The organism is Cupriavidus taiwanensis LMG 19424 (assembly GCF_000069785.1).
Taxonomy (GTDB): domain Bacteria; phylum Pseudomonadota; class Gammaproteobacteria; order Burkholderiales; family Burkholderiaceae; genus Cupriavidus; species Cupriavidus taiwanensis.
This window is the reverse complement of record NC_010528.1, coordinates 717,809-729,964: the sequence shown is the minus strand read 5'-3', so window position 1 is coordinate 729,964 and position 12,156 is coordinate 717,809. Positions and strand designations below refer to the sequence as shown.

At 66.9% G+C, this 12,156-nt stretch carries 11 protein-coding genes; 9 read left to right on the top strand and 2 right to left on the bottom strand.

The window, feature by feature from the left end; all coding sequences use genetic code 11:
* The first annotated feature begins 728 nt into the window (after positions 1–728).
* Genes RALTA_RS03430 through RALTA_RS03420 form a run of 3 tightly spaced genes read left to right on the top strand, consistent with a single transcriptional unit; the run spans position 729 to position 3,258 of the window.
* Positions 729–2,105 (top strand): sigma-54 dependent transcriptional regulator, encoded by a 1,377-nt coding sequence (locus RALTA_RS03430; RefSeq protein WP_012352024.1) that lies wholly within the window; start codon positions 729–731, stop codon positions 2,103–2,105.
* 32 nt (positions 2,106–2,137) lie between these two features.
* The gene (locus tag RALTA_RS03425) at positions 2,138–2,872 is read left to right on the top strand and encodes a class I SAM-dependent methyltransferase (RefSeq protein WP_012352023.1); all 735 of its coding nucleotides are present in this window, start codon (positions 2,138–2,140) and stop codon (positions 2,870–2,872) included.
* A complete protein-coding gene (locus RALTA_RS03420; protein ID WP_012352022.1) occupies positions 2,869–3,258 on the top strand; it encodes a GtrA family protein in 390 nt (129 codons plus the stop codon). Before RALTA_RS03425 ends, RALTA_RS03420 begins: the two co-directional genes overlap by 4 nt.
* 30 nt (positions 3,259–3,288) lie before the next feature.
* On the opposite strand, the gene RALTA_RS03415 is transcribed toward RALTA_RS03420, so the two are convergent.
* Both RALTA_RS03415 and RALTA_RS03410 read right to left on the bottom strand, forming a co-directional pair.
* Positions 3,289–4,311, bottom strand: a complete 1,023-nt coding sequence (locus RALTA_RS03415; RefSeq protein ID WP_012352021.1) for a glycosyltransferase family 2 protein — start codon at positions 4,309–4,311, stop codon at positions 3,289–3,291.
* Positions 4,312–4,421: 110 nt separating this feature from the next.
* A complete protein-coding gene (locus tag RALTA_RS03410; RefSeq protein WP_012352020.1) occupies positions 4,422–5,660 on the bottom strand; it encodes a glycosyltransferase family 87 protein in 1,239 nt (412 codons plus the stop codon).
* A gap of 1,155 nt (positions 5,661–6,815) precedes the next feature.
* Between RALTA_RS03410 and RALTA_RS03405 the strand changes: the two genes are divergently transcribed.
* From RALTA_RS03405 to RALTA_RS03380, 6 genes are all read left to right on the top strand, one after another.
* Positions 6,816–7,001, top strand: a complete 186-nt coding sequence (locus tag RALTA_RS03405) for a Flp family type IVb pilin (protein WP_012352019.1) — start codon at positions 6,816–6,818, stop codon at positions 6,999–7,001.
* Between the two features lie 86 nt (positions 7,002–7,087).
* Positions 7,088–7,261 carry a Flp family type IVb pilin gene (locus RALTA_RS03400; protein ID WP_012352018.1) on the top strand — a complete coding sequence of 58 codons (174 nt, stop codon included), beginning with the start codon at positions 7,088–7,090 and terminating at the stop codon, positions 7,259–7,261.
* Positions 7,262–7,312: 51 nt separating this feature from the next.
* Positions 7,313–7,846: an A24 family peptidase gene (locus RALTA_RS03395; RefSeq protein ID WP_012352017.1), complete on the top strand. Its 534-nt coding sequence runs from the start codon at positions 7,313–7,315 to the stop codon at positions 7,844–7,846.
* A gap of 75 nt (positions 7,847–7,921) precedes the next feature.
* Positions 7,922–9,334, top strand: a complete 1,413-nt coding sequence (locus RALTA_RS03390) for an ATP-binding protein (RefSeq protein ID WP_012352016.1) — start codon at positions 7,922–7,924, stop codon at positions 9,332–9,334.
* A gap of 44 nt (positions 9,335–9,378) precedes the next feature.
* Positions 9,379–10,218, top strand: a complete 840-nt coding sequence (gene cpaB, locus RALTA_RS03385; RefSeq protein WP_012352015.1) for a Flp pilus assembly protein CpaB — start codon at positions 9,379–9,381, stop codon at positions 10,216–10,218.
* Positions 10,219–10,283: 65 nt separating this feature from the next.
* Entirely contained in the window at positions 10,284–12,149 is a 1,866-nt protein-coding gene (locus RALTA_RS03380; protein ID WP_012352014.1) for a type II and III secretion system protein family protein, read from the top strand.
* The last annotated feature ends 7 nt before the right edge of the window (positions 12,150–12,156 follow it).

The following is a 12,156-nucleotide window of genomic DNA, read 5'->3' as shown; positions in this document are numbered from 1 at the left end:
CAGTATCGGAGCCCTCCGTCACGGGTGTTTCCAATTTTGCACTCCCTCGTTTAGGTGGGCCCTGCACGCTGGAAATGCCTCCTCCCGCACCCCATCCGCCGAATCCGTGCCCGATACGTTGCTTTGCCGCGGATAGATTTTTTGCGTTGCAACACGAAATGCCCGCGCGGCGTAACAAGAGCGGAACGTTTTGCGCCGCGCCGCGCCGGCGATGCCTCCACCCAGATATCGCATTACCTTTCTTTTCAATGACTTACCACGCTCTGGCACAGTCGTCGCAGATATGTCGGCGCGAACAGAAGCCCGGCACAAAGGGGAAGTCTGAAACGAGAGCGGCAAGCACACTGGCACGCGTTCGCCGAGGATCAGTTTCAGGACGACCCCCGCAACCCAGGGCGGGGAATTGGACTGGCGCTGTAAGCGGGGGCCACGCGGCAGGAACTGGCCCGCATCGGCACCCGCCATGACATGGGGTCGACAAGATAAAGCGGAGGTCATTCAGGCGCACGGGCCGCGAGCGCAAGCAAGCGGTCCGTGCCACCTGAATCCCGCGGCAAGCCGGCATGCCGGTGCGCCCGGACAAGAACGGGGTGGAACAACAGAAATTGGGGAGCGCGCCGCGCGCGGCATCGCCACGATGCGGCCGGCGCAAGCCTTAGAGCCAACGGGACCAGCGGCCGGCCATGCCGGCCGCCAGTTCCGCAAAAACAAGAATCCGGGGAAATCTCATGAGCGCGTACGCCAACCGCCCGCTGCTGTACCTGTCGCAGCACCATGACGCCACGCTGTGCCGCCTGTTCGCCCAGCGCGGCTGGAAAATCAGCTTTGCGTCGAACCTGCAGGACCTGCAGGCCATGCCTCCGACCAGCCAGCCCCTTGCCGCGCTGCTGGACCTGCAAGGCGGTTTCGGCGATGCCGAACTGGAAACCTTCGAGCCCTGGCTGGCGCAGCGGCATATCGGCTGGATCGGCATCGTCGCCGGCCAGCACGCGCTGAGCGAAACCGCGCGCCGCTTGCTCGGCCTGTATTTCGTCGACTACCACACCGCGCCGCTGGAGCAGCCGCGCCTGGCCGAGGCCCTGGGTCATGCGCTCGGCATGGCCCGGCTGCGGCCCGGCGCGCAGCATGAAACCGTGCGCACGGCCCGGCCCGACGGCATGATCGGCAGCTGCCCGGCCATGCAGTCACTGTTCCGCGGCATCGAGAAGGTGTCGCGCTGGGATACGCCGGTGCTGATCTCGGGTGAGTCGGGCACCGGCAAGGAACTCGCCGCCCAGGCCATCCACCGTGCCTCGGCGCGCGCCTCGCGCCCCTTCATTGCGGTCAACTGCGCGGCAATCCCGCCTACGCTGCTGATGTCGGAACTGTTCGGCTACGAGCGCGGCGCCTTTACCGGCGCCACCAAGCGCAAGCCCGGGCGCATCGAGATGGCACAGGGCGGCACGCTGTTCCTCGATGAAATCGGCGACATGCCGATCGAAAGCCAGACCAGCCTGCTGCGCTTCCTGGAGACCGGGCGCATCGAGCGGCTGGGCGGCACCGAGTCGGTCGAGGTGGACGTGCGCATCATCTCCGCCACCCACGTCGACCTGGAAGCCGCGATCGCCGCAGAGCGCTTCCGCGGCGACCTGTACCACCGGCTGTGCGTGCTGCGCGTGCGCCAGCCGCCGCTGCGCGAGCGCGGCAGCGACATCCTGCTGATTGCCGAACACGTGCTGGACACCGTGCGCAAGCAATCGCCGGCGCGCATCCGCGGCTTCTCGCCGATGGCGCTGCGTGCGATCCAGCTGCACACCTGGCCCGGCAACGTGCGCGAACTGATCAACCGCATCCGCCACGCGGCGGCCATGTGCGAAGACGGCGTGATCCAGCCCGACGACCTGGAGCTGGCCGCCCCCGCCGAAGACCGCCCGCTCACGCTGGCCGCGATCCGCGAGGCCGCCGAGCAGAACGCCATTGTCGAAGCGCTGCAGCGGCACCATGAACGGCTGATCGACGTGGCCGCCGAACTCGGGATTTCGCGGGTGACGTTGTTCCGGCTGATGCGCGACTACAAGCTGCAGGTGAAGAAGGGAGACCTGGGGTTGATCTGCGTGCAGGGCTAGCACCGCCACGCTCCCATTGAAGGATCGGATCCATGTCCCCTGACGCGTACCTTGAAATGGCCGACACCGAGGCCAGTCATTGGTGGTTCCGTGGCCGGCGCGAGATCGTCGCCACCATCCTCTCTGGCCTGGCCTTGCCGCGCCAGGCGTCGATCCTCGAGATCGGCGCGGGCACCGGCGGCAATCTGGCGATGCTGTCGCAATTCGGCCAGGTCAGCGCGGTGGAAATGGACGGCACCGCACTTCGCCTGGCACGCGAGAAAGCCGGCGACGCCTATGACCTGCGCCTTGGCAAATGTCCCGACCAGATGCCGTTCGCAGGGCACAGCTTCGACCTGGTCTGCCTGCTCGACTGCCTGGAGCACATCGCCGACGATGCCGGCTCGCTGGACTGCGCGGCCAGGCTGATGAAGGCGGGCGGCGCGGTCTTCCTGACCGTGCCCGCCTACCAGTGGCTATGGAGCGCGCACGACGTCTTCCTGCATCACCAGCGCCGCTACAGCAAGCGTTCGCTGCACGCGCTGGCCAGCCGCTGTGGCCTGCATGTGGAACGGATGTCTTACTTCAACACGATGCTGTTCCCGCTGGCCGTCGCCGCGCGCATGGGCGACCGGCTGCGTGGCAGCCGCCACGCGACCGGCGCCGGCCTGCCGGCCGCGCCGGTCAACCACGTGCTGCACCGCGTGTTCCGCGCGGAGCGCCACTGGCTCGCGCGCGGCTCGCTGCCGTTCGGCATTTCGCTGATGGCCGTGCTGCGCGCATCGTGAACGCCGGCGGCACCGCGCCCGGGCTGCACCGCTTCACGCGGTTCGTGGTGTCCGGCGCCACCTCGACCGGCGTGCATGTCGCCATCACCGCCACGCTGGTGAACCTGCTCGACGCCTCGCCGGTAACGGCCAACGGCCTCGCCTTCGTTTCCGCCACGTTGTGCTCGTACTTGCTCAATACCCTGTGGAGCTTCTCCTCGCGCCTGCACCACCGCACCCTGCGGCGTTTTGCCGGCGTCTCGCTGCTGGGGCTGGCGCTGACCGTGGGTATTTCGTGGACCGCGCAATGGCTGGGGGCCAGCTATTGGACAGGGCTGGCTGGCGTGGTGCTGACCGTGCCGATGCTCACCTACCTGCTGCACCGGACCTGGACCTACCGCGATTGAGCCGCCGCAGGACATCCGCGGCGGCGGCCTTCAGCGGCCATTGCTGACGTGGCCGCGATCGATGCGGATCACGCGCCGTCCCGACGCCACGCTCCTGCCCTGCCCGGTTTCCTGGTAACGCCGGCGCACCAGGTAGATCGGCCGGCCCTTGGCCTCGTCGTAGATGCGGCCGACATATTCGCCGACCACGCCCAGGCCGATCAGCTGGATGCCGCCGAGAAACAGCAGCACCGACAGCAGCGACGCATAGCCCGGGACATCGATGCCCAACACCAGCGTGCGCGCCACGATAAACGCGCCGTAGCCGAACGCCCCCAGCGCGATCGCCACGCCGATGTAGGTCCAGCTGCGCAGCGGCATGGTGCTGAAGCTGGTGATGCCCTCGAGCGCGAAGTTCCACAGGCGCCAGCCCGAGAACTTGGAATGCCCGGCGCTGCGGGGCTCGCGCTCGTACGGCACGATCACGGTGCGGTAGCCAACCCAGGCGAACAGGCCTTTCATGAAGCGTCGCCGCTCCGGCAATTGCTTGAGGGCGTTGACCACCACGCGGTCCATCAGGCGAAAGTCTCCCACATTGACTGGCAGCTTCTGGTCGGACAGCTTGTTATGGACGCGGTAGTAAGCACCTGCCGTCACGCGCTTCAGCCAGGAATCACACGCCCGGCTGCTGCGCTGCGCCAGCACTACCTCTGCGCCTTCGCGCCAGCGCCTGACCAGTTCGGGGATCAGCGAGGGCGGGTCCTGAAGATCGGCGTCGATCGGGATCACCGCATCGCCCAGTGCCTCGTCCAGGCCCGCAGTCAGGGCCGCTTCCTTGCCGAAGTTGCGCGTCAGATCAACGACCCGCACGCGAGGATCCCGGTGCGAGTATGCAATAAGCTGGTCCAGGGTGTCGTCCGAGCTGCCGTCATTGACCAGCACGAGTTCGAAGCGGATCGCATCGATGGCTTCGAGCACCGGAATGACACAGTCGAAAAACCTGCCGATGCTGTCCGACTCGTTGTAGCAAGGCACCACCAAGGAAAGCAGCCTGACATCATATGGACCCGACATGGTTTTTCTCCCCGAGACGCCGCATCTTGTGCGCGTCGTGTCATGCTTGCGCTATCCAGCGCTTGTCTTCGGCCCGGCGAAACTATCGGATAGCCGCCGTAGCTCTGTGATCAGGCATCGCCCGATGCCTTGCCAGCCCGTTCCAGCCGGACGCGCCAGACGGCAAGCGCCAGCGCCAGCAACAATACGAGCGGCATCATCGGTATCCCGACCCACTCTCCCGCCAACAGGCCGTACAGAGGCAGCAGCCACAACAGGATCAGCAGCTCGCGCTCGCCGGGCAGCCAACCGTGGCGATGGGCATGAAGGCCCAGCCATGCGATGGCGATACCCAGGAAAGCCAGGTCGTAGTCGTAAAGGTAGGGAGGAACCAACAGCATGGCAGTACATAGCAGCGCTGCACGCAGTGCAAAGCTGCACGGGCGTGACCAAGCGTAGATCACCGCAGCCACTGCCGCGCAGGCGCACGTCGCATGCATGACATAGGGCACGGCAACGCCTCCGAGCAGCAGCTTGACGGCCGCAAATACCGTTGGCATCCGCACCAGCATTGCCGAACCGTCCTCGACCGCCGCGCGTGCAACGCCCGTTGCTTTCAGGAATGCGAGAAAAGGTTCGACCCCGAAGCACACCAGCGACAGGACGGCCAGCGCCGTCGCGCTCGCTATCAGTCCGAGCAACGCACGCCATGCGCCCGCGCAGAACAAGGCAAGCGGGAACATGATCGCAAGGTGTGGCTTGACCGTAAGCAGCCCGAGCAACATCCCGGCCAGCATCGGGCGCCGGTGCAGGAGTGTCAGAGCCAGGCCGGCGGTGCCGGCCAGCCAAAGCGAGTTCTGCCCAGTCGCAACGCCGATGGCGACGCCCGGGAATCCTAATGCGGCAATCCAGGCGCCGCGCCACGGCAATGTCCGGGACATTGCCAGCCCGTACCAACCGAAGCCCCCCAACAGGAACACCAGGGCAGCGCACCAGTAGGGCAACAGGCCAAGCGGCAGCAGAGGCAGCAGGAATGTAGGCGGATAAAACCATGGCAGCTTGCCATCGCCGGCCGCCAGGTCAGGCATGACTGAGATCTCTCTGGCGTGCAACAGGTCAAAGTTGTACGGCGCTGCTGCGCCCTGCTCGAGCGCCACGCTCGCCGCACTCCAGAAGACGACAAAATCCGCGCCCGGCTGGATGAGCCCCGGAACAGTCAAGACCCAGGCTCGGAACATCCAGATACCAAGGAACGACACGTAGCAGATCAGCCCCGCGCACGTATACAGCCATAGACGGCCCGCATCGAGCCAGTGCCCGCCTGGCGCGCCGATCGGTTGCTTGCTGTCCATCAGGTTAGGGAAAGCCATGTCGCTCGCTCCGCAGACTCACGTTGTCGCGCAGCCGCCGCTGCCCGTGCTCGATCGCAGCGTGTAGCGTGCCTGCCTGCGTGCAAGCATGCGCACGCGCCATCGACCTCGCAGGAGCGCCGCCAACAGCCGGCCTCCGCGGTTCAGTGTTGTCGCTCAGGCGGGGGAACGCAAGCCAGCGGGGATGCCTGGACGCGCACCTTCCCGGACTCAGCGAGCGCATCCTCGCACGACGTTTCCATCCTGAATCATGAGGCCTGGTCTGGCGTGGAACGTCGATGCCACAAGGGGTAGCGAGGATCCTGCAGCCTCTTCTCAAAACAGCTCGCAGGGTACCGCGCAGCCGTGATGTTTCTATTCGGAAACGCTGGCACCAGGCAGCGCTTCCTCATCCATCAGGCGGCCCAGGGCAGCGACGCTCAGGCGAGCGGGCCAGGCAGGTCATCCAGGCGCCCGAGGCACTGCACGCGGCCCACCTCACGGGCTCATGCTTTTGGCTGAGTTCAGTGCGCCATGCCGGCCGGCAGCGAGCGGTGCGCCGGGATGTGCACTAGTGCATCGGTCGAGTCATCCGAATTAGCTTGCACGGCGCGCGTTTCCGGCTGGCAACGAAGCACGCCCGGAACGCCGCTGCGGTGCAGAACAGGCACGCACCGATGCCGCACCGATAGCTGGAAAGCCTTGTGGGACAACGGCTTCACGCCAGCTGGCCCGCGCCTTGCCTATGCCAAGGCACGCTGCATCGCCATCAGCATCGGGGTTGCCGCGATGCCGGCGCGATCTGGCCGACAACACAAGAAATATACGGGGAGCTTCACCATGCCTGCCGTCCACCAATCGGCGTTGCCGCACATGCAAGCCAGGCACCCTGCCGCTGCCCGGCTGGGCGGCAGCGTGCCGTTCCGTTGCATGGCCCGCGCCCAGCATGCACAGCATGCTGCGCGATGCATGCACGCCTCGGCAGAGCGTCGGTTGCAGGCGCGCAGCCCTCTGGGGATGCACGGTCCTGGCCGCTGGCCGTTCCATGCGTGCGCCATCTGCGCGCCGCCCGCCTCGCGCGCCCGCCGGTTTTGAGCTGGCCATGCCAGCTTTCCCATACAGCGGTTTCGCTGTCCTGCAGTACCGAGTGGTTCTTCTCGATCAAAGGAGATTGTCATGCAAGCCCTGACCACCATGTTCCAGCAGTTCCTGCGCGACGAAGACGGGGTAACGGCCATTGAATACGGCCTGATTGCCGCTCTCATCGCCATTGTCATCATCGTGTCGGTCCAGACCGTTGGCACGCAATTGAACAGCGTGTTCAGCAAGATCGGCAGCTATCTCACGTCGGCCAACACCTGACCGGCGCGCCCGCATGGTCGTCCGCAAGGCCGGCCATGCGGGATCCACCACGCTCAACGTAGCACTGACGCTAGCAGGAGCGCGCGATGCAAAAGCTCTTCACCGCCATATCGAAGCTATCGCATGACGACGCAGGCGTCACGTCCATCGAGTACGCGTTGCTCGGCATGCTGATCGCGGTCGCCATTGTCAGCACGGTCTCGACGGTCGGCGACGCCGTGAAGCTCATGTACGAAATGATCGCCTCCAGGATGCCTTGACGCATCCGGACCAACGAACACGCTGCCATCCAACCTTGCCAGCCTGACGCCATGCAATCCGCCACTCTCGCGACCTTAGTGGGCCCCATCACGATCGGCATCGTGACGATAGCCGCGGCCATCGACCTGGACCGTCGTCGCATTCCGAACTGGCTGACTTTCGGCGCATGGCTCGCGGCCCTGCCGATGCAGGCAGCCATCCACGGCATGACCACGGGGTCGCTCGCATGGCTCTATGGCTGGCTGGCCGGCCTGGCGATATTGCTGCCTTTCTACCTTCTGCGCGGCATGGCCGCGGGCGACGTCAAGCTGATGGCAGCCGTGGGCGCCTGGCTTGGCGCAGGCATGGTGCCGAAGATCGCGCTTGCGACCTGGCTGATCGGCGGCGTCTGGGCGCTGGCGCTGATTCTGTTCACCGGCCAGGCCCGCGCAACGCTGTCGAGGGTCGGCCACATGCTGCTGAGCATGGCCGTTCAGCATCGCGCAGCGCCCACGCAAAGGGAGGCCAGGACATCAGCCGGCTCCCTGCCCTACGGCGTTGCCATCGCAGCAGGCACGCTGGCCATGCTCTTTGCCGGCACGTGAGGCGGCCATGACTATCGCGCCGGCCGCGGCGGGCGCGCTGAAGTGAACTTGCGGATCAGAATACAGGGGACGGCAATGATCGAGCATCACGAATCGCGCCACGCCACGCGGCTCCTGGAGCCCGTCGCGAGCGGCAGGAGCGCCGAACATGACACGCTGCCGCTGCCGGCCTGGTACGCGCTGCCGCGCACCGTCGCCGACACCGGCCTGGACATCGCCCAGCTGCTGGGCCTGTTGATGAAGGCGGCCTACCTGCACCGTACTGTCACGCTGGCGGTACTGACTGACACGCTCAAACTGCCGGCGCTGGTGGTGAATGAAGTGGCCGCCGTGGCCGTGCGCGAACGCTTGCTGGAAGTCGCGCATCGTGGCGCCAGCGACCTGGACGTCCGCTTCCGCCTCACCGACGCGGGATATGCGCGCGCGGCGGAAGCGTCTGCGCGCTGCAGCTACCTGGGAGCGGCGCCGGTCACGCTGGAGGCCTACATAGCCGCCGTCACTAGCCACTCGGTCAGCCATGCAAAGGTGGGCAAGGCGGATGTCACTGCCGCCTTTCACGACCTGGTGGTTCCGTCCCGCCTGCTGGACGCGATCGGCATGGCACTCAATACATGCCGCGCGCTGATGATCTATGGTCCCGCCGGCAGTGGCAAGACCTACCTGGCGCAGCGCCTGGGCATGCTGTTGCCCGGCGCCGTGCCGGTGCCGCACGCCATCACCGTCGCCGGAGAAATCGTCCAGGTCTTTGACCCGCTGGTGCATGTTCCCTTCGACAACAGCGACGCGTCGCTGGCGCATCGCTCGCTCGACCGCCGCTGGGTCTTGTGCCATCGCCCGGTGGTGCTGTCGGGCGGGGAACTGACGCTGTCCATGCTGGACCTGCGCTATGACCGCACTGCCGGCTTCTACCAGGCGCCCCCGCACATGAAGGCCAACAACGGCATCTACATCGTCGATGACTTGGGCCGCCAGCTGGTCGGTGTCGCCGACCTGCTCAACCGGTGGATCGTGCCGCTGGACCGGTCAGTCGACATGTTTACGCTGAACACGGGCGTGCGCTTCTCCGTGCCGTTCGACGTCTGGCCGGTGTTCTCGACCAATCTCGAACCGGCGGCGCTGGGCGACGATGCCTTCCTGCGCCGGCTGGGCAGCAAGCTCTATGTGGGGCCGTTGTCGGTGGACGACTACCGCGAGGTCTATCACCGCACCGCCGCCGAGTTCGGACTGACCAGCACCGACGCGGTCTTCGGCTTCCTGGTCGACAACCTGCACTACGCCAGCGATACGCCCTTGCTTGCCTGCATCCCTCGTGACCTGCTGCGTCTGGTGGATTCAGGCGTGCGGTACCACGGCCACGCCGCGCAGGTCACTGAAGCCGGCCTGCTGTCCGCCTGGCAGAGCTACTACGGGTTGCGCACCGCGGCCGCGCCGATGCCGCCTCCGGACACAACGCACCAATGGGCGGACGATCACCGCGCCGCAAGCTGAATTGCACTACCGAATACTCGGGACAACTGTAGGGGAGAGTCATCATGAAGAACACACGCGCAATCCTGATGCTGCTGATCGCCCTGGTCGCCGGCGTGGCCGCAGTGGTATCGGCGTCGCGATGGCTGGTCCAGCAGTCGTCCAGCTCAGTCAAGCAGGTGGTGGTGGCGGCCAATGACCTCAACCTGGGCCAGCCGCTCAACGGCGCCCAGTTGCGCATGGTCAGCTGGCCGGCGGGCAGCGTGCCGCCCGGGGCCTTCACTGACCTGAAGGCGCTGGAAGGACGCGTGGTCCGCACCAGCCTGCAGCGCGGCGAGCCCATTCTCGACGCCAAGCTTGCGCCGGTCGGCACCAAGGGCGGCCTGTCGGCGGTGATCAACGACGGCAAGCGCGCCATCACGGTCCGCGTCAACGATGTGGTGGGGGTGGCCGGCTTCGCGCTGCCGGGCAACTACGTCGACGTGATCGTCAACACCAACGAGGAAGCGAAGAGCAGCCAGAACAGCAGCATCTCGAAGATCGTGCTCGAGAAGATCCTGGTGCTGGCGGTCGCACAGCAGGTCAGCCGCGACGAAACCCAGCCCAAGGTGGTCAACGCCGTGACGCTCGAAGTCACGCCCGACCAGGCCGAGAAGCTCGACGTGGCGCGCAGCGTAGGCACGCTCTCGCTGGTGCTGCGCAACCAGATGGACGTGGCCGACATCAGCACCGGGGGCGCCACCAAGGGCACGCTGCTGGGCAAGGCACCGGAGGCGCCGGCCAAGGTTGTGACCAAGACCGAGACCCGCACCGTGGTGAAGACGCGCACGGTGGCGGCAGCGCCCGCACGCGGCAACTGCGTCGGCGTGCTGTCAGGCATGCAGGGCGGCGTCGAGTGCTTCTGAGCACCGGCACCATGGCATCCAACGAATTCCGAGCCGCAATACAGCTCTCCGGGGGGAGACTCAAAATGAACCAGACACGATCCGACGCCGCAGGCGGCACCCGCATCCTGGTGCTGGCCGCCATCCTCTGCACGCCACTGGCCGCCGCGGCGCAAGCCGCGGTCGAGGCAGGCAACCTGACCAAGGCCACCGCACCGGCTGCCGCCAAGGCGCCGCAGGGCCCGATGCAAATGACCATCAGCATGACGCCCGGCGCCGCGCCGGCCGCGCAGGCTCCGGCCGCGCCTTCGGCGGAAGCGCGCGGGCCCAACTGCACCGGCGCCATCCGCAGTGAATCCAGCGTGGTGGTTCCGGTCGGCAAGTCGCAGCTGATCACGCTGCAGGAGCCGGTACGCAACCGTACCCTGGGCAACCCCAGCGTGGTGCAGGCCACCATGGTGTCGCCGCAGACGCTCTATGTGCTTGGCCGCACCGTGGGCACCACCAACATGATCGTGCAGGGCCGCAGCGGCAGCTGCAGCATCATCAACGTGGTGGTCAACGCCGATTCCGGCGGGCTGCAGACCTCGCTCGGCCAGCTGCTGCCGGGCGAGCCTGGCATCCGCGTGACCACCGCCGCCGACAATCTCGTGCTGACGGGCAGCGTTACCAACGCGCAGGCGGCGCAGCAGGCCATGGAGATCGCACAGGCCTACGCCAATGCGGCACAGGGCGGCGACGGCAACAAGAAGGGCAGCGTGCTGAACATGATGTCGGTCGACACGCCGCAGCAGGTGATGCTTGAAGTGAAGGTCGCCGAAGTGTCCAAGACGCTGCTGAACCAGCTCGGTTCCGCGGTGAACCTGCAGGGCGGCTTCGGCTCCTGGAGCGGCGGCCTGGTGACGTCGCTGCTGACCGGCGCGTCGGCGGCGGTCTTCGGCAGCAAGGCCAACAACCGTCCGTTCGAGTTCGCCCTCGACGCGCAGAAGAACGACAGCCTGGTCAAGATCCTGGCAGAACCGAACCTGGTTACCATCAGCGGCCAGGAAGCAAGCTTCCTCGCGGGCGGCAAGATCTATATCCCGGTGGCGCAGGCCAACGTGCTGAACGGCGCCGGCACCGTCACGCTGCAGGAAGAAGAATTCGGCGTGGGCCTGAAGTTCACGCCCACGGTGCTGGCCAATGGCCGCATCCACCTGAAGGTGGCACCGGAGGTGTCCGAACTGTCGCCGACCGGCGCCACCATCCGTGGCGGCACGCTGGCGGGCCAGACCATCCTGCCGGTGATCACCACCCGCCGCGCCTCCACCACGGTGCAGATGCGCGACGGCGAGAGCTTCGCCATCGGCGGCCTGCTGACAGACAGCGCGCGCGGCTCGCTCAAGGCGCTGCCGGGTGCCGGCGAAGTACCGGTGCTGGGCACGCTGTTCCGCAGCACGCAATACCAGCAGGACCTGTCCGAGCTGGTATTCATCATCACGCCGCGCCTGGTCAAGCCGATGCAGACCAACAACTACCCGCTGCCGACCGACAGCTTCTCCGCGCCCAACCCGCTGTCGCTGTACTTCATGGGCAATATGGAAGGCGACGGCAAGCGTCCGACCCAACCGGCCCCGGCACCGTCGCAGCCCGCCGCGCCGGCCGCGGTCCCCGCCGCACCGCCGGCGGCACCGCGCAGCGAAGGCGCGCCGACCACCGCGGTCTCGGCCGTGCCGACCGGCAGGCCGCTGGACGAGCCGACGCCGGCTGCACCGCCGGCCCCGGCGGCAGCCAGTCCGCGTCCGTCCCCGCTCGCCCCCGCTGCCCCCGCGCGCAGCAGCGCGGTGGCGCCGGCACCCGCGGAGGACGCCGCCGCGCGCATTGCCCGCATCGAAGCGACCGCCGCCCGGCTGGCGCAAGCCAGGACCGCGGCGGCGGGCACCACCGGCCGCACCGCATCGGGCGGCAACTGACCCGACG

Excerpts from the sequence above, each read along its gene's own strand:
- RALTA_RS03430 (WP_012352024.1), top strand. The coding sequence starts at position 729 with ATGAGCGCGTACGCCAACCGCCCGCTGCTGTACCTGTCGCAGCACCAT.
- RALTA_RS03425 (WP_012352023.1), top strand. The coding sequence starts at position 2,138 with ATGTCCCCTGACGCGTACCTTGAAATGGCCGACACCGAGGCCAGTCAT.
- RALTA_RS03415 (WP_012352021.1), bottom strand. The coding sequence starts at position 4,311 with ATGTCGGGTCCATATGATGTCAGGCTGCTTTCCTTGGTGGTGCCTTGC.
- RALTA_RS03410 (WP_012352020.1), bottom strand. The coding sequence starts at position 5,660 with ATGGCTTTCCCTAACCTGATGGACAGCAAGCAACCGATCGGCGCGCCA.
- RALTA_RS03405 (WP_012352019.1), top strand. The coding sequence starts at position 6,816 with ATGCAAGCCCTGACCACCATGTTCCAGCAGTTCCTGCGCGACGAAGAC.
- RALTA_RS03400 (WP_012352018.1), top strand. The coding sequence starts at position 7,088 with ATGCAAAAGCTCTTCACCGCCATATCGAAGCTATCGCATGACGACGCA.
- RALTA_RS03395 (WP_012352017.1), top strand. The coding sequence starts at position 7,313 with ATGCAATCCGCCACTCTCGCGACCTTAGTGGGCCCCATCACGATCGGC.
- RALTA_RS03390 (WP_012352016.1), top strand. The coding sequence starts at position 7,922 with ATGATCGAGCATCACGAATCGCGCCACGCCACGCGGCTCCTGGAGCCC.
- cpaB (WP_012352015.1), top strand. The coding sequence starts at position 9,379 with ATGAAGAACACACGCGCAATCCTGATGCTGCTGATCGCCCTGGTCGCC.
- RALTA_RS03380 (WP_012352014.1), top strand. The coding sequence starts at position 10,284 with ATGAACCAGACACGATCCGACGCCGCAGGCGGCACCCGCATCCTGGTG.